Genomic DNA, 17946 nt, shown 5'->3' on the forward strand with positions numbered 1-17946 from the left:
ACTGAGCAGTAACCCATTTCTAGGGCATCCAAGCAGTTACGGCAACTCTTAGGGAGATTTCTGTCACATACGCAACTAGATTGTGACGTCACGACATCAGGTCGCAAGATTCAGTGGCCGAAAGCCGTACAGGGCCACCAGCCGGCGCGCCGTCAGCGCCCGGTAGGGGATTACTCTGCCAAGCACATCTTGGTCCGGGTGGTACCCATCGAGCAAGGCCCCGACCGCAGACTGGGCGTCCGCGAGGCTGCCTTGACGCTCCCGGAGCAGCAGATGCTCGATCAGGTTCGCAAGATCAAGAGCGGGGTCGCCTGCGGCGACCAGATCGAAATCCAGCAGCCCGACACCGGCCGGGTGGAAGCCTCCGTCCGGTCCGGCAGCGAGCAGGATCTGGCCGTCGTGCAGATCCCGATGGATCACCCGCAGATCGGGTGTCGCCGAGGGAATCGAGTCCTCGGGCACCCCGACCGGCAACCCGTAGGCACGCGCCCAGTCCTCCCATCGAGTGGTGACCGCGACCTCGTCGCGTGGACCATGCACGGTCGAGCCGGCGAGTGCTGGACAGCGGTGTAGCTGCGCCAGCGCGGCACCCACGGCATGCAGCGCCTCGGCTGCCCGGGGCCCGCTCAGCAGCTCGGACAACGGCGTGCCGGGCAATGCTTCGGTGACCAGAGCATCCTCGACCCCGTCGGACAACACCCGCGGAGTCCGGATGGGTAGCTGGTTTGCCCGGTGAGCCGCGTGATGCAGTCTGCCCAGTCGCCGACGCGGCACCAGCTTGGCGAACCGCGCTCCGCCATCCAGAGCGACGACCGCACGACGCTCCGGGCGGTGGGCCACCAGCCGGGCCCCAGGCCGACGCAGCAGTGCTGCGAGTTCGCCGAGTCGGCGGTCCGCGCCGGCCGGCTGGAGCACGACGCGGCCATGGCGTCGGGCGCCCACGGTAGCGCCCGCCACCTTTCTCGCGATGTCCGCATCCGCGAACCATTGCCCGGCGACCCGGCTGCCGGAGTCACCGCGATCCGATTCCCCCGCGCACTCCTCCCCTGGCTCGAGGTCATCGAGGTCGAGCAGGAGATGCCCGTCGGTCCGTGGCCAGGCCCGGCGCAGGCTGAGACCTGCCGCCCCGAGATCGGCGAGCACCTCGACGAAGGTGACCATCAGACACACTTTCCGCCGGGACGCGAGACGAGGGCCTCGAGCTGTTCCTCGGCCCGCCCCAGCCGATCCACGATCTCCGAGCGCCACTCCTCGCGACCGCGCCGCAGCGGTTCGGTCAGCCGCTGCGCGGCGGCAGCTACTCCGTGCCACTCGGTCGATGCCGGCACTGCGCGCACACGGGCATAGCCGTCGAGCACCGCGGCGTACGCGGTCTCGGACATCCCGGCGGCCCGCAAGCTGCCGAGGTCTGCTCCAGGGTCGCCCCAGCCGGCCCGATCCCAATCGGTGACTCCGATGCGCCCGTCGGCTGCAACGATCACCTGGTCGGCGGAGAAGTCACCATGGATTGGCCGGCTGCCGTGGATGCGCGGCGCCCGCGCCTCGAGCGCCTGCAGCATTGAGACAGTACGGCGGCGCAGCGCCGGCAGCACCGCAGACAGCTCCGACAGCACCGGACGCAGAGCTTGAGTATCCACCACGATGTCTGCCGTACCTGGGGGCAGCGCGTCGTGGAGGTGGGCCAGTGCCGCGCCGACCTCGGCCAGCACGACCTCCGACGGTGACGTCCGTGACTGGTCACTCAGCACATGGTCCAGCGGCGTCCCTGACAGCCAGGAGACAACGGCCAACCCACGCCGCGCGGACACCGTACGCGTCGTCGGCAGCCGAACACCGTCGATGCCGGCCGCAGCGAGCTGTCCGGCCAGACGCCAACCCGCCATCGCGGCAGGCAGCTCACCTGGCCGATAGGCCCGCAGCATCAGGCCGGTCCGGCAGGGGTCGCCCTCGGGACGGCCGACCCAGCGACGCTGCGGCTTGTAGGTCAGCGTCGTCCAGGTCTCCACAGGTCGGCCGACCGCGGCGGACAGGCGGCCTGGATCCGCCAACGCCGGCAGGTCACGGTCGGCCGCCGGCCGGGCCACCAGCAGCGAGGTGGAGTTCACCAGCACGGCACCGTGGGGCGCTCGCTCGACCAGCTTGGCGAGCTTGGGCCTGGCCTCGGCGCTGACGGCGTACGTGAAGGCGGGGCCCGAGGCCAGGCGCAGACCGGCGATCAGACTGGTGCCTGGTTTGTATCGCAGATAACTGCGACCGAGCAGTTCTTCACCGACCCCCGCCAGCAGGCCGGACAGGGCGCCGCTGTCGGCGATCACGGCCACGCCCGGCACTTCCGGATCGTTCAGGCCCAGATCCCCGAGTGCCGGCTCGCCGGGACACGGAGCTGTGAGCCCGAGCGCGCCGCGAGCGTGCGCCGGTGAACTCACCGCGAGCTCCCGACCACGACGTCACCGGACGCGTTCAGCACCTCGTCGGGTCGCCCCGAGGTGAGGACCTGGCCGCGGTCCAGCCACACCACTAGGTCGCAGTCCCGCGCGGACTGCAGGTCGTGGGTGATGACGAACGTGGTCCGACCGCGCGTGAGCCGGTCGAGTGCGGCCTTGACCTCGGTCTCGGTGTCTGGATCGAGACCGGTCAGCGCCTCGTCCAGGATCACGATCGGGGCGTCACGAATCGCTGCTCGGGCGATGGCGATCCGCTGCCGCTGTCCGCCCGACAGCGTGGCCCCACGCTCCCCCAGCACGGTGTCGTAGCCGTCCGGCAACCCGATGATGAAGTCGTGCGCACCGGCGAGCCGAGCCGCGGCGAGGATCTGTTCATCGGTCACCGCCTCCGGCGAACCGAGGGCGATGTTGTCCCGGATCGACGTGGCGAACAGCATGCTCTCCTGCAGCACGATCGAGATCTGCCGTCGGGTCGACGCCAGGGTGAGATCGGTCAGATCGTGTCCGTCGATGCGGACCCGGCCGTAGTCGGGATCGCGCAGCCGGCAGACCAGTGACATCAGCGACGACTTCCCCGAACCCGATGGGCCCACCACCGCGACCCGCTGACCGCATTGGATGGACAGGTTCAGGCCGCGCAGCACCGGGTGGCCCGGCCGGTAGGCCAGGTGCACGTCCTCGAACCTGACGTAACCCCGGAAGGCCGGCGCCGGGCGCGCCCAGGACGGGTCGATGATCTCGATCCGCTCGTCCAGCACATCGATGATCCGCTCCCCCGAGGCTGAGGCCTTGGCGATCCGCCCGGTGTACTTGGCGATATCTCTCAGTGGCTTGAATGCCGTCTTCAGGTAGGTGAGGAACACCGTGAGTTCGCCGGGGGTCAGCTTGCCGGTGAGCACCTGGTGGGCGCCGAAGAACAGCACCAGTCCGGTCGCGATACCGACCAGCACGTCGGTCTTGCGCTCCAAGCCGGCGGACAGCTTCTTGGCCTTGACCCCGTCGGCCAGGCTGCGCTGGTTGCTGCCGCCGAACCGCTCCTGCAGCCGCGATTCGAGCGAGTAGCTCTGCACCACCGCCATCGAGGACAGCGACTCGGTGGCCAGCGAGGCGAGATTGCCCTCCGCGCTCCGTTGACCGCGGGAGACGCGCACGATCCGCTTCGTCAGCCGGGTGCTGATCAACAGAAAGGTCGGGAAGACGACCACCACGACCAAAGCCAGCTGCCAGTCCAGCAGTGCGATCACCACCAGCATCCCGCCCAGGGTCAGCAGGTTGCCGACCAGCGGGACCATCGCGGTCACCGCGGCTTCCTGCAACCGTCCGACATCGCCGGTGACCCGGGTCACGAGGTCGCCGGTGCGACGGCGATCGTGGAAGCTCATCGACAAGGCGTTCAGGTGGGCGTAAAGCTCCGAGCGGACCCTGGTCAGGACCCGGTTGCCGGCGAGCGCGAAACAGATCGTCATCAGATAGGACATCAGTGCCCGCAGGGCGACGATCACCACCAGCCCGCCGGCGCAGACCCCGATCAGCAGGGTCATGCTGCCCAGATCAGCCTGTCGGGTGGCCAGCTCGGATCCGGAGGCAGCGACGACGGCGTCGATCACGTACGCCAGCGGCCAGGGCTCCAGCAGCCGGAAGCCGACCTCGGCGATCAGCGCGATCAGCCCGAGGACGAGCAGCCGCCGTTGTTCACCGATGTGGTCGCGGAATCGGTGGGCGGTGGCCCGCAGTCCGGGCAGGGCGCCGTGCAGGGTGGTCGGTCTGGCCATCAGGCTGCCCTCGGGTGGTCGCCATGGGCCAGCACTCGTTGGACGAGCGCCCGCCAGGTGTGCCGGGCCAGCACGGCCTCCCGACCGAGCCGCCGCAGTCTGATCCGCTCGTCCAGGTTGCCACGGAGATCGGTCAGTCCCTCGGTGAGGGCTGCGGCATCGCCGGGAGGGACCAGCCGGCCGAGCCGACCCTGGTCGAGCGCGGCCGGCAGCTGACCGACCGCGCTGGCGACCACCGGCACGCCGGCGGCCAGGTATTCGTACACCTTCAGCGGCGAGAAGTAGTCGTTGCCGCCGGCCGGGTAGGGCGCACAGCCGATGTCCATCCGGTGCAGGTACGCCGTCACCTCGGCCGGGGACACCGCACCGGTCAGCTCCGCCCGATCCGCCAGTCCGGCCGCGGCCAGCCGGTGCTGTACGTCCTCGGCCATCGGGCCATCGCCCACGAGCAGCAATCTCCAGCTGCGGTCGGCTCGGATCAGTGGTTCCATGGCGCTGACCAGCGTGTCCAGCCCGTGCCACGGCTTCAGGGTGCCGAGGAAGCCGACGGTGAACGTGTCGCTGTCGACCGGGGCAACCGGGCCGAGCGGGAGCGTGATCCTGGTCGGGTCGACGCCGTTGGGCTCGACCAGCACGGCTCCTGGACGTGCCCCACGCTCGCGGGCCCAGGCACCGACCGGTTCGCTGACGCAGATCACGGTGTCGGCGCAGGACAGCGCGCTGTGGGCGACCGCCTCCGCTTCGTCGACGTGGACCAGCTCGCGGAATCGTTGCTGTTCCGCGACCAGTGGCGCGTTCACCTCGAGCACGCTGCGGATCCCGTGCTCGGCTGCCCATCGGGTGGCGGTACGCCCCCACAAGGCATACCGCTCGTAGACCAGGTCGGGCGCGATTGTGCTGAGCACCTCGGCAACGGCCGCGTCGCTGGCCTGAGCCCGTCGTTCGCGAACCGCGGCGTCGCCCTTTCCTATCGATGGCAGCAGGTGGACCCGGACACCGGGAAACGCGTCACCATCCGGACGCGGAGTGAGCAGATGCACCTCGTGACCGGCCCGGACGAATTCGGTCAAGACAGCTTGGGCGTGCACCGAGGCACCCTTGCGACCGAGGACCGGGATGCCGGGGTCGGTGCAGACGTACGCGATTCTCATCGGCCGAAGCCTTCCGCGACGAGAGCGGCCTGCCGTCGGGCATCGAACTCGGTCTCCACCAGATCTCGGGCGGCCTTGGCCAAGCCGCTGCGCAGCACCGGATCATCGAGGAGCCGATTGAGCGCGTCTGCCAGAGCCCGCGGATCACGCTCCGGAACGAGCAGCCCGGTGACCTCGTGCTCGATGATCTCCGGGATACCGGTGACCGGTGTGGCGACGCACGGCGTGCCCAGGGCCATCGCCTCGAGCAGCACGGTCGGCAGACCGTCGCGGTTGCCGTCCTCCCCCACCACACAGGGGGCCGCGAACACCGCTGCGGTCGCCACGATCTCGGCCACCCGGTGTTGCGGCAGACTGCCCAGCATCGTGACCCGATCGGCCAGGCCGAGCCGTTCCGCCTGCGCCCGCAACGCGCCCTCCAGGACTCCGGACCCGACCAGGACCAGGTCCACCTGATGTCCGTCGGCCAATAGCAGAGCGAGTGCGTCGAGCAGGACGTCGAAGCCCTTCTTCTCCACCAGCCTGCCGATTGCGGCGATGGTCGCGGACCGCTCCGACGGGTCGGAGAACTCGAAGGCATCCAGGTCCAGCCCGTTGTAGACCCGGCGTACCCGGTCGGCATCGGCGCCGAACTCACTCGTCAGGTAGTCGCGGTTGAAGTCACTGACCGTCACCACGTCGACGGCGTCCCGCAGCTTGCGCCGAAGATCGTCCTGATCGACCTCGCAATAGATGTCCTTGGCATGGGCGGTGAAGCCGTAGCTGATGCCGGCGATCCGCGCAGCGACCCGGGCCACGGTGGTGCCGGCGCTGGCGAAGTGCGCGTGCAGATGAGTGAGGCCGAGCCGTCTGCAGTGGCGGGCCAGCTGCACCGCCTGCAGGGCGGACCGGTAGTCGAGCCTGAGCAGCTCGTCGAGGTGCGGGCCGAGTTCGTCGAGTTCGTCGGTGGCCGCGAACTCCGACCAGAGGTCTGCGGCCCGGATGCCGCTCGAGGTCAGATAGGTCACCGGGGCGCGCAGGTCGGCCAGCTTGGCGTGGAAGCGGCCATCGGCCGGGGGACGCAGGGAGAAGATCTCGACCTCGTACCCCAGCCGTTCTAGCTGCAGCAGTTCGGTCAAGACGAAGGTCTCGGAGAACCGCGGGAACATCTTGGTCACGTAGCCGACCCGAATGTCGTCGGCATTGACGTGGCCGCCGCGGCGGGGCCGGGCGAGTCCTGCCTGGTCCGAGGTGCACTTAGGCCGCATGGTGATCAACTCCTGGCTGACGGGCGGAGCGGGCGGTGGCGAACTCGGCCCGCGGGATGTCGGGCAACAGCCGGGCGGCGACCGCGGGCAGCCGGCCAAGACCATCGAGGTCGATCTGTGCCCGCTCCGCGACCGGTCCTCGGCCGACCGCCTGGTCGATCCAGTTCGCGAGATCGGCCACGGCAAGACTGTCCAGCGGCATGAGGTCGGTCGCCCCCAACTCGGTCAGCCGCTGGGCTCGGATCAACTGCTCCAGCCGAGGCCTCGTCCGGGGCACCAGCAGTGCTGGACGCGAGCAGCTGAGAATCTCGCAGACAGAGTTGTAGCCGGCCATCGAGACCACCGCCGTGGCGCCGGCGATCAGGCGATGCAGATCCGGCACGAAGTCGTGGATCTGCATGGCCGGGTTGGCGGCGGCCGCCGCCCGGACGGCCGCGCGATCGCCCGCGGCCATGAAGGGGCCGCAGACGACCACCCCGTCATGGCTGCCCGGAAGCGGCGTACGCGCGAACATACGGGCCAAGGCGGCACCGTCTTGACCACCGCCGACCGTGCAGAGCACGTAGGGGCGCTCGGGTGCGCTGCTGCCCGCCTTCGTCGCAGCTGTCGGATCGACGAAGCGATCGGTGCCCAGGTAGCCGGTGAACACAGCCTTGTCGGCGACGGCCGTTGGCAGGCCGTACTCGACCACGGGGTCGTAGACCTGCTGGTCTCCGTAGATCAGACCGCGTCGTAGAACTCCTCGATCGCTGCGGTCGCCCCGCTGGCGGTCCATTGGGCGACCGCGGTCACCGGATCGTCCAGGATCTCGCGCAACCCCAGGACGATCCTGGTGCCGACCTCGGCCCGCAGCCGCCGCAAGGTCGGCGCAAGCTCCTCGGCGACCCCCAACGGGACCTTGTCGACGATCAACAAATCCGGGGCAAAGGTCGTCACGGCCGCCTCGATCACCGCCGAGCGGATGGCGACCACGCTGTCCAGCGACGCGTTCAGCGTGCGACTGCGATAGCGACCCGCCCGGTCCTTCGCCACCGTCGGCAAGGTCACCACATCGGTACGCGGCGGTAACCACAAGGAGGTCGCCTCCGGATTGCCGGTGAGCATCAAGGCATCGGCGTGGGGCCAGGCGTTGATCAGGGAAGTGGCGACCGCGATGTTGCGGCGGATGTGACCCAGGCCCACCGTGTCGTGGGAGTAACAGGCAATCCGGGGTCCGGAGGTGCGCGTGGCTAGGGACTCAGTCCGGTTGGTCGCCACTCGGCGCCTCCTCATCTTCGCTCCGTTCCACCCCGATCGAATATTCGCCGCCGGCGCCTCAGCTCGGGACGCCGACCTCAACTGCTCTGCGAGACACCCTTGTCACGGGGTGTGAGGCAGTCATGAACCCGCGATGAGGAACCCCTCATCTGCCCGGCTCATCGGCGCCTTTGTTCCGCTGTCCACCGTCAGCGGGGACCGTGAGACAAAACTGGGGATCAAGAGGGGCAGGGATGTCGAGAACGCCCGACCGGCTCCGTCCCTGGGGTGAGACGCGGCCAGAATGGGCCGCACGAGCTGAGGAGAACCATCATGGCCAAGTACCTGCTGCTGAAGCACTACCGTCGCAACAGCGGACCGGAGAATCTCGTCGACATCCCGATGGAGGAGTGGTCGCCGGCCGAGATCGATGCACACATCACCTATATGAACGACTTCGCCGCCAGGTTGGAGGAGTCCGGCGAGTTCGTCGACGGCCAGGCGTTGGCCCCGGAGGGCACCTTCGTCCGGTACGACGGCCCTGGCCGTCCGCCGGTCACCGACGGCCCGTTCGCCGAGACCAAGGACCTGATCGCCGGCTGGATGGTGATCGACGTCGACTCCTACGACCGAGCGATCGCCCTGGCCGGGGAGCTGTCCGCCGCTCCGGGCAAGGACGGGAAGCCGATTCACGAGTGGCTCGAGGTTCGTCCCTTCTATGGTGTGCCGGCCACGGTCAACGAGTGATCGACCCCTCGACCGAGGCGCTGCTGCGCGAGCTGAGCCCAGCCGTCCTGGCCATCCTCGTCCGTCGCGGAGCCGACTTCGCGACGGCCGAGGATGCGGTCCAGGAGGCTCTGCTCGCCGCCATCGGCGCCTGGGCCGACGATCTACCCCGCGATCCGAAGGGATGGCTGGTCACCGTCGCCTGGCGCAAATTCCTCGACCTGGCACGGGCAGATACGGCAAGGCGCAGTCGCGAGGAGCGGCTGATCGCCGAACCGCCGCCGGGACCCGCCGAGACGAGGGATGACACCCTCGAGCTCTATTTGCGCTGTACGCACCCTGCACTGACGCCGGCCTCGGCGGTCGCGCTGACCCTGAGGGCGGTCGGCGGCCTGACTACCCGGCAGATCGCCGCCGCCTATCTGGTCCCCGAGGCCACCATGGCTCAACGGATCAGTCGCGCCAAGCGCACGGTGGCCGACCTCCGCTTCGACCAACCCGGCAATGTCCGCACCGTCTTGACCACGCTCTATCTGGTGTTCAACGAGGGCTACACGGGTGACGTCGACCTGGCGGCGGAGGCGATCCGGCTGACTCGTGAGCTCGCGGTGCTCAGTCCCGACCCCGAAGTGAGTGGTCTGCTGTCCTTGATGCTGCTGCATCACGCCCGCCGCGATGCACGTACGGCCGCCGATGGTCGGCTGATCCCGCTCGCGGAGCAGGATCGAGGGCTCTGGCGTCGCGAGCTGATCGTCGAAGGCATCGACCTGCTGCAGGACGCCTTGACTCGTGACCGGCTCGGGCCGTACCAGGCTCAAGCGGCCATCGCCGCCCTGCACGCCGATGCACCCAGCACGGCTGAGACCGACTGGGTGCAGATCGTGGAGTGGTACGACGAACTGCTGAGGCTCACCGAGTCCCCCGTCGTTCGACTCAATCGCGCCGTCGCCGTCGGCGAGGCCGATGGAGCGCTGGCAGGGCTGGCGGCACTGGCCGAGGTCGAGGATTCGGTGCCCCGCCGGACCGCCGTCGCCGCCTATCTGCATGAGAAGTCCGGTGATCTCAGCCTTGCCGCCAGCCTGTACGCCGACGCGGCCCGACACGCCTCGAACGCCGCCGAGCGTGACCACCTCACCCGCCAAGCTGCACGACTCAACCAGCTGCTCCGGGAAAGCTGAGCGGATGCCCCGGGGCACTCAGCGGGTGCTCCGCCGCCGGGGCCGCGCCGGCGACGGAGGCCCCTCACCACTTCGCACCATTTCGTGCGACTCCGCACCAGGTCCGCTTGGTGCGCGGTGACAGCAGCTGGTGCGAAGTCGGAATCGGGGCCACCCGAAATGGTGCGGAGTCGCCTTAGCTGGTGCGAAGTCGGATTCAGGACGACGCGAAGCGCGCCAGTGATCGCACGGCTCGGCGCACGATGTCGGTGCCGTCGACCATGGACCGGCGCACCGGGGCGGCCAGGTCGGTCGCCAACGCCGCTTCCGCCAGCTCGAGTGTGGCTCGCGTGGCGTGACTGAGCGGGAAGGCGTCGCTCACCACCTGACCCAGTGCCCAGCCGCTGCGCAGCGCCGCGGTGAGCGGCATCTCGGCGAAGAACCGCGGCAGGTACGCGGCCGTCAGCTCGGTCTGGCCGGGTCGGAAGAACCCACGTGCGACCGCGTACAACTCCGACGCCGGCAGCTCCGACGGCTCGACCAGCGCAGCCCAGGCGGTCTGCTTGGCCGCAGCGCTGGGCAGACCTGCGCGAGCCCGCGCCGCGTGCACCCGGCCGGCCGCGGACGGGTCTCGTTCCAGTGCCTGATCGATCACCCGCTCGTCATCGACGATCTCGGCGAGCCGGACGACGATCAGCCAGGTCAGATCCGGATCCAGGGACAGGCCGGCCGGCAGCGCCCGGCCGGTCAGCCAGCGACGCAACCGTTCGGCGTCGACGCAGGTGGCGATGGTGTAGCGGAACCCGAGCAGCTGTCGATCGGAGCCGGCCGCCGAACTGCCCGCCAGCTGATCGGCGACCTGGTGGATCCGTGCCACCCGTTCAGCCCGCTCGGCCACCGCCGTGTAGGTCGCGGCCAGCACATCGGTGCAGAATCGCAACACCGAGCCGATCAGCACGTCCTCGTCGTCCACGGCGGCCAGCCCGAGCAGCGCGTCGAGCGCCAGTGCCGGATCGACCTCGCCGCCGCGGACCGCGTCGCGGAACGCGTTGACCACCACGACGCGGCTCAACGGCGCCTGGATCCGCGGCAGCAACGCCGCCACCTCGGGCCACAGCGCGGCAAAGCGGAGCTTGGCCCAGGTCTCATCGCCGGCATCGGGGATCAGCAGTGCCGTACGAGGATCGGTTGGGCCCAGCGGGGCTTGGTTACCGGTCACCGTCAGCTGCTGCCTCGCGACCTCGGTCCCGTCAGCATCCACAGCCGCGACCGCCAGCGAGTGCGGCCGAGGAGGGGCACTGTCATCGGAAGCGGGGGCATCGGGAGGCGTCCGCAGCAGCGCGACGCCATCGATGGTGAGCGTGTCCATCCCGGCGGTCTGCAGCCAGACTCGCGACCAGCTGTCCAGGTCCTGAGCCCCCGCGCGCTGCCAGGCGGCCAGCAGATCGGCGAGGGTGGCGTTGCCGTACGCATGCTGAGCGAAGTAGTCCTGCAGTCCGGCGATGAAGACCTCATCACCCAGGTACGTCGCCAACTGCTTGAGCACCGCGGCACCCTTGGCGTAGGAGATCCCGTCGAAGTCCTGCAGGGCCGCCGCTGCATCGGGCGCACCGTTCCCTGCCACCGGATGGGTGGACGGTGACTGATCCGCCACCGAGCCCCAGTCCTTGCGGACGATCCCGAACTCGGTCCACAGCGGATAGTTGGTCGCTTCACTACAGCAGCGATGGGCGGCGTACTCGGCGAACGACTCGTTCAGCCACAGGTCGTCCCACCAGCGCATGGTGACCAGGTCACCGAACCATTGGTGGGCCATCTCATGTGCGATGGTGCCGGCCCGCGAGGCCCGCTCGACCCTAGTCGCACGGCCGCGGAAGATGTATTGGTCCCGCAGCGTCACACAGCCCGGGTTCTCCATCGCGCCCGCATTGAAGTCGGGCACGAACGCCTGGTGGTATTCGCCGAAGGGATAACGGAAGCCGAACAGCCGGTGGTAGTAGTGGAAGGAAGCCACCGTCACCGAGGCCAGGTCGGCGACCTCCGCCTCCAGGGACTCCGCGAGCGACGCTCGAGCGTGAAAGCCGAGGCGGATTCCGTCGTGCTCGCGATAGCACGAGGCGTACGGGCCCGCGACCAGCGTCACGTAGTACGTCGAGAGCGGAGCGGATGGGCGGATCTGCCACTGTCCGGGCTGGAGTTGGCCGCTGGGGCCGTTGCCGAGCACCGTCCAACCGATCGGCGCCGTGACATCCAGCGCGTATGTGGACTTCAGGTCGGGTTGATCGAAGCAGCCGAACCAGCGCGGCGCAGCGTCCAGGAACGACATCGCATAGAGATAGGTCTTGCCGTCGGCCGGGTCGGTGTGCCGATGCAGCCCCTCACCGTCGCTGGAGTACGCCATGGTGCCGGCGATCCGCAACGTGTTCGCCCGCCGCAGGTCCCGCAGCGGAATCCGGCCCTGCTGCCACAGCGCCGGATCGACGGGACTCCCGTTGAGCTCGACCGCAACCAGCTCGGTGCCCTTGAAGTCGACGAAGGTCTCCGAGCCCTCGGCGACGCCCTCCCGCAGCACGAACCGGATGACGCTGACCGAGTCAAAAGCCGCACCCGGCCGAGTCAGATCGAGGGTGATCTCGGTGTGCTCGACCCGAATCGTGGCCGCTCTCTCGACCGCTTCCGTTCGGGTCAGACTGAGCGGAGCGGCAGTCTCGGTGATCGTGTCATCGTCGGCGGGCACCGTACGACCTTATGCGGATCGACAGCACTCCACCGAAGTCCATAGCCCATCGAAGGGTCGGTCGCCCGAAACGGGACCTGCCCGTGTGACATGCTGCACAAATGACCGTATTGCATGTCGCGCTCCGCGCTCCGCGGTCACAGGCTCCGCGAGATCTCACTCGTTCGTCGCGATTCCGAACGACGACTCTGACCGATCAGCTCGCCCCCCTCGCGGGGCATGTCGTTCGGAATCGCTCCTGCACTCTTGAGAGGCTCCGCCTGTGACCGTGCCACTGACCAGCTATGGCAATGACGGCTTCACTTTCCGGGTGCACGACTGGGGGCCGATAGATGGGCGTCCGGTCATCGCCTTGCACGGCTTCCCGCAGACCTCTGCGTGCTGGGCGGGGGTGGCGACTCGATTGGGAGCAGCCGGAGTACGGGTGCTGGCCCCCGATCAGCGGGGCTATTCGCCGGGTGCGCAGCCGGCCGACGTCGCGGCGTACCGGCTCGACCGACTGGCCGGCGATGTCCTCGCGCTCGCCGATGCCGCCGGTCTGGACAGGTTCGACCTGCTCGGGCACGACTGGGGCGGTGGTGTCGCCTGGCATCTCGCGGCGCGCTACCCCGAACGGATCCGGACGCTGTCGGTGGCCTCCGCGCCGCATCCGCAAGCGCTCTTCAAGGCGTTGCGCGGAAAGCAGGCGCTGCGATCGTGGTACATGCTGCTGTTCCAGCTCCCCTGGCTACCGGAGACCCTGCTCGGCAGCCCGTTGGGCGGTCGCTGGCTGGCCTCCAGCGGAACTACGGATCCGGGCGAGATGGCGCGGTTGCTGGCCGATCGGACCACAGCCACCGGCGCCCTCAACTGGTATCGCGCGATGCGGCTGAAGGGTGTACCGGGCACCGGGCGGATCGGTGTCCCGAGCCTGTACGTGTGGAGTGATGGCGACGTCGCCTTGGGCCGGCAAGCAGCCGAGGACACCGCCAGCTACGTCGACGGCGCCTATACCTTCATCCAATTGAACGGTGTCTCGCACTGGATTCCCGACGAGGATCCGGAGGCACTGGCCGAGGCTGTGCTGATGCACCTCGACCAGCATCCGGTCAGCGTCGGCTGAATCGCCAGCCCAGCACCAGAGCGAGCCCGATCGGAACCGCTGCAAACCACCACAACCAGCCGGAGCCTTGACCCGACTCCTCGTTCCCGGTCGAAGACGATGGCGTCGAGGGTGGTGACGCGGCTGGGCTCACCGTTGTCGGCAGGTCACTGGCTGCACCGGCCAGTGCCTGGAAGGAGAACGACCCGTTGATCGGATGACCATCGGCCGAGGTCACCCGCCACTCGACCGTGTATTCCCCGGCCGGCAGGCCCGGCTTCAGTTCCTGCTGCACCGTGTTGTCGATCAGGGCCGGGGCGCCCACGGCGACCTGACCGTCCGGACCGGTGACCAGCACCTTCGTGCCGGTGCTGATGGCCGGCTCATTGAAGGTGAGCACCACCGTCGCCGGCGCCGCTTTGACCTGCGCGCCGTCGGCGGGGGTGGTGCCGAGCAGGGCGTTGTGGGCCCAGGCCGCCTGCGGCGTGCCGTACAGGGTGAACAGTACGGCGGCGATCACCGCCGTCAGCCAGATCCGGCGACCGCCGCCAACCGGGCCGACGGCGCGACTGGCGTCGCCCGCTCGGCTCAGCCCATGCCTCACGCGGATGGTCCTCGGCCCGAACGTCGCCACGCGAGCGCGGCGACGACGAAGGCGACCAGGCCCATCATGAGCCCGAGGCCGCCCAACGTACGGGTGAGCCCGTCGTTGTTGGCCCCCTGGGACTCGCCGGCCTGCTGCGGGTTGGCTTCGGCAGCCGCGTCGGTCGGGCTGCCCGCGGCGCCGCCGTGATGGTCAGCGCCGTCGGCCGCCACGACCTCGAGCTGGGGCGCCGGATGCTCCGGCTCCTCACCGGAGGCGGGCGTCGGCTGATCCCAACTGACGATCTCGCCGTCGCTGTAGGTCTGGACGGCCGGCAGCAGCACCGTGCCCGGCTCGGGCAGCGGGCCGACCGAGATGGAGAACTCCTGATATTCGCCGGGCTTGATCTGATTGCCCTTGTCGGCGGTCCAGGTGACCGAGCTGATCGCCTCGGTCAGGGTGGTGCCGTGGGAGTCGACCGGCTCGGGCAGCTTCGACTTCTTCGTGGTGGCCGTCCAACCCGGCACCGGTTTGGTGCTGACAGACAGGAACGGATGGTCGGTCGGCAGTTCGACGGTGAGCTTCACCGTGCCCGCAGTCGGCGATTCGTTGGGCACCCGGAAGGTCAGGGCGCTGTAGCCGCCGCTGTTGGCGCCATCCGAAATGACCCGTACGTGGGCCTCCGCGGTGATCGGCAGCAGGGTCAGGCTGGTGGCGGTCAGGCCGGCCGCGGTCAGCAGGGCTCGGCGTCGCCAGGTGGGGCGTCGTCGTACAGTCCGGCCAGCAGGCAGTTGGTTGGCAAGAAGCATGGTCATGGTTGTCCTATCGCAAGATCCGGGAGTACGCGGCCGCGTGCGAAGAGCTGCGTACGAAGAGCAGTGCCGGGTGGCACCGAGTGAGGTCGAATCAGGCGACGGGCGGCCCACGAGGGACCGCAGGGACCCAGGCGAGCTGGATCGGGGTCAACAACGGAGCCGGGGGTGCGCCGACGTACGTCCGTCGAGCGCGGGTCGGTCGGACGGTGGCGCGCCGGTAGGTCTGCTCGACCAGGCGCCACAGCCATCGTTCACCGGCGGACATCAGCCAGGCGGTCGCCAGCAGCGCGAGACCGTGGCCGACCAGCATCAGCCAACCGCCAGTCGTCCAACTGCCGACCGCGGAAGCCGAAGCTGGGCCGCCGCAGATCGTGGGGGCCGCCATCGTGTGCCCAGGCATCACCGCCACACAGGCGGAGGCTCCACCAGCCGCCTGCAGGATGAGGTGCAGGGCAAACTGCTCGACGGTCAACAAGCCGAGCAGCAGACCGAAGCGGAGGCGGCGAGTGGTCATGGAGACCGAGACCAGGGCCAGCACCCCACCAAGAACGACAAGCATGCCGGGACCGGGCAACACACCGCCACCGGCCACGTGACCCGCGGTCGCCAAGAACAGCGAGCCGCTGCCGAGCACTCCGGCGCGCGCGAGCCGCACCCAACCACGGGTCGGGTCGGCAGGTCGCACCATGGCAGCAGCGTAGGTCATGTGTGGCGCCTGGTCGGGCGCCGGCTCGGACATAGGTAGACCGCGAGCACAGCCGACTCAGGCAGGGCGCGCTCAGACATGCAGCAGCAGTTCCCCGGCGGGGCCGGGCTCCAAGGCGACACCTGACTCCGCAGCCCAGCGCAGCAGTCCGCGGACCGAGCGCACCGCGGGACGCTGCTCAGCCAGTGTCCGGGCCAGGACTCCCTTTGCCGCCTTGTTGAAGTGGTTGAGTGCGCGGACCTGGCCGTCCTCGCCGCTGGTCACGACTCGGACATAGGCGGCCCCAGCGGTCACGGGCACAGGTCCGAGCGCCACGTACGCCTCGGAACGGAGGTCGAGGATGAACGGCGCCGAGTGCTGCGCCAACGCTGCAGTGACGGCGTCGGCCCAGACCCGGCGCAGCGGTGGCAGCCCGGGCACCGTGACGGCGGCGCCCAGTCGATACGCCGGGATCCTGTCCAGGGCACCGACCGGCCCGAACGCTGCGGCATGAATGAGAGCGTGCTTGCCCAGCCACCGCCGGGCAGCGGCATCGAGACTCGGCGCGTCGAGGGCGTCGTAGAGCACGCCGGTGTAGCGATCGACCGCCGGCAGCGTCGGACCGTGGCGGAGTGCGGCGTTGACCTCGATCTCGCCGAGTTGGCGCGCGCTGAGCTTGAGCACCCTGGCCGCGGCATCGGCGTCCTCAGCCAGCGTCATCAGGGCTTCGATGACGGCTTCCCGCTGCGGTTGCAGGCTGGGGAGGGCCAGATGTTCCAGCCGGAGCGGGGTGCGTCGACCACCTGGCCGCTTGGTCTCCGAGGGCGGCAGCAGGATCAGCAACTGCCTCTCCCCTGTCTTTCTGTCCGGCTTACGACTTGCCTGTCTTGCGAGCTGTCCCTCGTGATCCCTGGTGCCGGACGTGCTGGGCGTACGCCGACTGGGGTGTACGACTGTCAGTGCCCGGTGGGACCCTGCGGGTATGGCGAAGACTATCCAGATCACCTTCGATGCCGCCGACCCGCGAGCGCTCGCGGACTTCTGGGCGGCCGCACTCGGCTATGTGCACCAGCCGCCTCCGCCCGGGTTCGACACCTGGGACCAGGCACTGACCGCGTTCGGCGTCCCCGAGGACCAATGGAACTCCCGATCGGCCATCGTCGACCCCGACGGAGTCGGTCCACGCATCTTCATCCAGCAGGTTCCCGAGGGCAAGGCGGCCAAGAACCGGCTGCATCTGGACCTGCGTGCGGCCGTCGGCCTGCAGGGCGAGGAACGGATGGCGGCGTTGGCGGCCGAGTGTGAGCGACTGACCGTCTTGGGCGGGTCACTGCTCTATCGGGTGGAGCCGGCGCCGCCGATGGAGAACGGCTTCATCACCATGGCCGATCCTGAGGGCAACGAGTTCTGCCTCGACTGAGGCGAGGTTTGGTCACTCCGGTCAGCTGCGGCCGAGCTCGACCCGTTGCGACGGGCGGCCGTAGGGCGAGTGCTGGGTGACGGTTGTGCCGGGATGCAACCGATCATCGCGGGCGTATCGGTCAGCGAGCTCGTCCTCTGCGGCCTGATCGCCGGCGTCGGCACGGATGAGGAGATCCGCGAGTTGGTCGATCAGGTCTTCCTCGCCCGAGTCACCGGCGATCCCCCATTCGTCCCACAGGAGCAGCTCGTCTCCGAAACGGTGGGCGACCTCGAAGAGCACATAGCAACGGATCAGCGGCGGCCCCACCAGGGGTGGCGGCGCATCGGGAAAGACGCAGTAGCGGTCGGCGTCCAGGTCACCGTCGCGATAGCGCCGCCAGGCTTCGGCTGCTGTCTGAAAGGGCGCTTCAGGTCCATGCGGCAGATCGGTGGGGTCGAAGGCCGCCTCCGACAGCTCGGGGTCGACCCGGCGCCACCGGCCCTGGTCCCAGTATTCGGCAATCACGTGGTCCAGGTGATAGCCCGGAATCAGGTAGCCGGCGAAGCCGATGCGGCTACGGGCGGGAACGCCGTGCTCGCGGAGCGCGCCGACGACGAGCAGCGTGTGGTCGCGACAGCAACCGGCAACTCGACTGGACGGGTCTCGCGACTCGAGGAGTGGACCCGGGTGACGGCCCTGGTCGCGATCGAGGATCACCTCCAGCCAGCGGCTGTCGATCTCGCCCCAGCGCTCTTCCGGCAGATCGGGCATCTCGGCTCGGTAGTGGCCGATCACATTGCGGGCGGCAGCGCAGATCACCTCGATCTGACCGGGCAGCTCACGAAGCAGTCGGCGGTGACGACCCGGATCGGAGTAAGGGCTGTGACTCACCCAGTCGCGCATTGTTGTC

Annotated in this window: 17 protein-coding genes; 4 read left to right on the top strand and 13 right to left on the bottom strand. The window is 69.1% G+C overall.

The features are described 5' to 3' along the window. Window positions 1–96: 96 nt before the first annotated feature. The 7 genes from MLP_RS20960 to MLP_RS26720 are packed head-to-tail and all read right to left on the bottom strand — an operon-like array spanning window position 97 to window position 7871. A complete protein-coding gene (locus tag MLP_RS20960) occupies window positions 97–1161 on the bottom strand; it encodes a phosphotransferase family protein (RefSeq protein WP_013865183.1) in 1065 nt (354 codons plus the stop codon). Continuing rightward, a complete protein-coding gene (locus tag MLP_RS20965) occupies window positions 1161–2426 on the bottom strand; it encodes a phosphotransferase enzyme family protein (protein WP_013865184.1) in 1266 nt (421 codons plus the stop codon). Before MLP_RS20965 ends, MLP_RS20960 begins: the two co-directional genes overlap by 1 nt. Next, a complete protein-coding gene (locus MLP_RS20970) occupies window positions 2423–4216 on the bottom strand; it encodes an ABC transporter ATP-binding protein (protein ID WP_013865185.1) in 1794 nt (597 codons plus the stop codon). Before MLP_RS20970 ends, MLP_RS20965 begins: the two co-directional genes overlap by 4 nt. Beyond that, window positions 4216–5367, bottom strand: coding sequence for a glycosyltransferase family 4 protein (locus MLP_RS20975; RefSeq protein WP_013865186.1), 1152 nt, complete (start codon window positions 5365–5367; stop codon window positions 4216–4218). Before MLP_RS20975 ends, MLP_RS20970 begins: the two co-directional genes overlap by 1 nt. Continuing rightward, entirely contained in the window at window positions 5364–6614 is a 1251-nt protein-coding gene (locus MLP_RS20980) for a glycosyltransferase (protein ID WP_013865187.1), read from the bottom strand. The genes MLP_RS20975 and MLP_RS20980 overlap by 4 nt, the downstream gene beginning before the upstream one ends. Next, a complete protein-coding gene (locus MLP_RS26715; RefSeq protein ID WP_049804616.1) occupies window positions 6604–7389 on the bottom strand; it encodes a glycosyltransferase family protein in 786 nt (261 codons plus the stop codon). The genes MLP_RS20980 and MLP_RS26715 overlap by 11 nt, the downstream gene beginning before the upstream one ends. Continuing rightward, complete coding sequence (locus MLP_RS26720; protein ID WP_156821246.1) at window positions 7335–7871, bottom strand: hypothetical protein; 537 nt, start codon at window positions 7869–7871, stop codon at window positions 7335–7337. Before MLP_RS26720 ends, MLP_RS26715 begins: the two co-directional genes overlap by 55 nt. Window positions 7872–8183: 312 nt before the next feature. Here MLP_RS26720 and MLP_RS20990 point away from each other — a divergent pair, with 312 nt between their 5' ends. Both MLP_RS20990 and MLP_RS20995 read left to right on the top strand, forming a co-directional pair. Then, complete coding sequence (locus MLP_RS20990; RefSeq protein ID WP_013865190.1) at window positions 8184–8597, top strand: YciI family protein; 414 nt, start codon at window positions 8184–8186, stop codon at window positions 8595–8597. Then, entirely contained in the window at window positions 8594–9754 is a 1161-nt protein-coding gene (locus MLP_RS20995) for an RNA polymerase sigma factor (protein ID WP_013865191.1), read from the top strand. Before MLP_RS20990 ends, MLP_RS20995 begins: the two co-directional genes overlap by 4 nt. Window positions 9755–9950: 196 nt before the next feature. On the opposite strand, the gene pepN is transcribed toward MLP_RS20995, so the two are convergent. Next, entirely contained in the window at window positions 9951–12470 is a 2520-nt protein-coding gene (gene pepN, locus MLP_RS21000; RefSeq protein WP_013865192.1) for an aminopeptidase N, read from the bottom strand. 262 nt (window positions 12471–12732) lie between these two features. Here pepN and MLP_RS21005 point away from each other — a divergent pair, with 262 nt between their 5' ends. Continuing rightward, window positions 12733–13572 (top strand): alpha/beta fold hydrolase, encoded by an 840-nt coding sequence (locus tag MLP_RS21005; RefSeq protein WP_013865193.1) that lies wholly within the window; start codon window positions 12733–12735, stop codon window positions 13570–13572. Here MLP_RS21005 and MLP_RS21010 read toward each other — a convergent pair. The 4 genes from MLP_RS21010 to MLP_RS21025 all read right to left on the bottom strand — a co-directional run bounded on the left by MLP_RS21010 (window position 13559) and on the right by MLP_RS21025 (window position 16477). Beyond that, window positions 13559–14155 carry a copper resistance CopC family protein gene (locus MLP_RS21010; RefSeq protein WP_013865194.1) on the bottom strand — a complete coding sequence of 199 codons (597 nt, stop codon included), beginning with the start codon at window positions 14153–14155 and terminating at the stop codon, window positions 13559–13561. The two genes, MLP_RS21005 and MLP_RS21010, sit on opposite strands and share 14 nt — an antisense overlap. Continuing rightward, window positions 14152–14949: a YcnI family copper-binding membrane protein gene (locus MLP_RS21015; RefSeq protein WP_013865195.1), complete on the bottom strand. Its 798-nt coding sequence runs from the start codon at window positions 14947–14949 to the stop codon at window positions 14152–14154. The genes MLP_RS21010 and MLP_RS21015 overlap by 4 nt, the downstream gene beginning before the upstream one ends. Before the next feature lie 91 nt (window positions 14950–15040). After that, window positions 15041–15655, bottom strand: a complete 615-nt coding sequence (locus MLP_RS26725) for a hypothetical protein (protein WP_156821247.1) — start codon at window positions 15653–15655, stop codon at window positions 15041–15043. Between the two features lie 72 nt (window positions 15656–15727). Continuing rightward, window positions 15728–16477: a YaaA family protein gene (locus MLP_RS21025; RefSeq protein WP_013865197.1), complete on the bottom strand. Its 750-nt coding sequence runs from the start codon at window positions 16475–16477 to the stop codon at window positions 15728–15730. A gap of 139 nt (window positions 16478–16616) precedes the next feature. Between MLP_RS21025 and MLP_RS21030 the strand changes: the two genes are divergently transcribed. Then, entirely contained in the window at window positions 16617–17054 is a 438-nt protein-coding gene (locus tag MLP_RS21030) for a VOC family protein (protein WP_013865198.1), read from the top strand. A gap of 21 nt (window positions 17055–17075) precedes the next feature. On the opposite strand, the gene MLP_RS21035 is transcribed toward MLP_RS21030, so the two are convergent. Next, on the bottom strand, window positions 17076–17939 hold the full coding sequence (locus tag MLP_RS21035; protein WP_013865199.1) for a transglutaminase-like domain-containing protein: 864 nt from the start codon (window positions 17937–17939) through the stop codon (window positions 17076–17078). Window positions 17940–17946 lie beyond the last annotated feature (7 nt).

The sequence above is a fragment of the Microlunatus phosphovorus NM-1 genome, assembly GCF_000270245.1.
Taxonomy (GTDB): Bacteria; Actinomycetota; Actinomycetes; order Propionibacteriales; family Propionibacteriaceae; genus Microlunatus; species Microlunatus phosphovorus.

Coding starts and splice junctions, on each gene's coding strand:
- MLP_RS26715 (WP_049804616.1), bottom strand. CDS start 7,389: ATGGACCGCCAGCGGGGCGACCGCAGCGATCGAGGAGTTCTACGACGC.
- MLP_RS21015 (WP_013865195.1), bottom strand. CDS start 14,949: ATGACCATGCTTCTTGCCAACCAACTGCCTGCTGGCCGGACTGTACGA.
- MLP_RS20970 (WP_013865185.1), bottom strand. CDS start 4,216: ATGGCCAGACCGACCACCCTGCACGGCGCCCTGCCCGGACTGCGGGCC.
- MLP_RS20960 (WP_013865183.1), bottom strand. CDS start 1,161: ATGGTCACCTTCGTCGAGGTGCTCGCCGATCTCGGGGCGGCAGGTCTC.
- MLP_RS21030 (WP_013865198.1), top strand. CDS start 16,617: ATGGCGAAGACTATCCAGATCACCTTCGATGCCGCCGACCCGCGAGCG.
- MLP_RS26725 (WP_156821247.1), bottom strand. CDS start 15,655: ATGACCTACGCTGCTGCCATGGTGCGACCTGCCGACCCGACCCGTGGT.
- MLP_RS20975 (WP_013865186.1), bottom strand. CDS start 5,367: ATGAGAATCGCGTACGTCTGCACCGACCCCGGCATCCCGGTCCTCGGT.
- MLP_RS21035 (WP_013865199.1), bottom strand. CDS start 17,939: ATGCGCGACTGGGTGAGTCACAGCCCTTACTCCGATCCGGGTCGTCAC.
- MLP_RS20980 (WP_013865187.1), bottom strand. CDS start 6,614: ATGCGGCCTAAGTGCACCTCGGACCAGGCAGGACTCGCCCGGCCCCGC.
- MLP_RS20990 (WP_013865190.1), top strand. CDS start 8,184: ATGGCCAAGTACCTGCTGCTGAAGCACTACCGTCGCAACAGCGGACCG.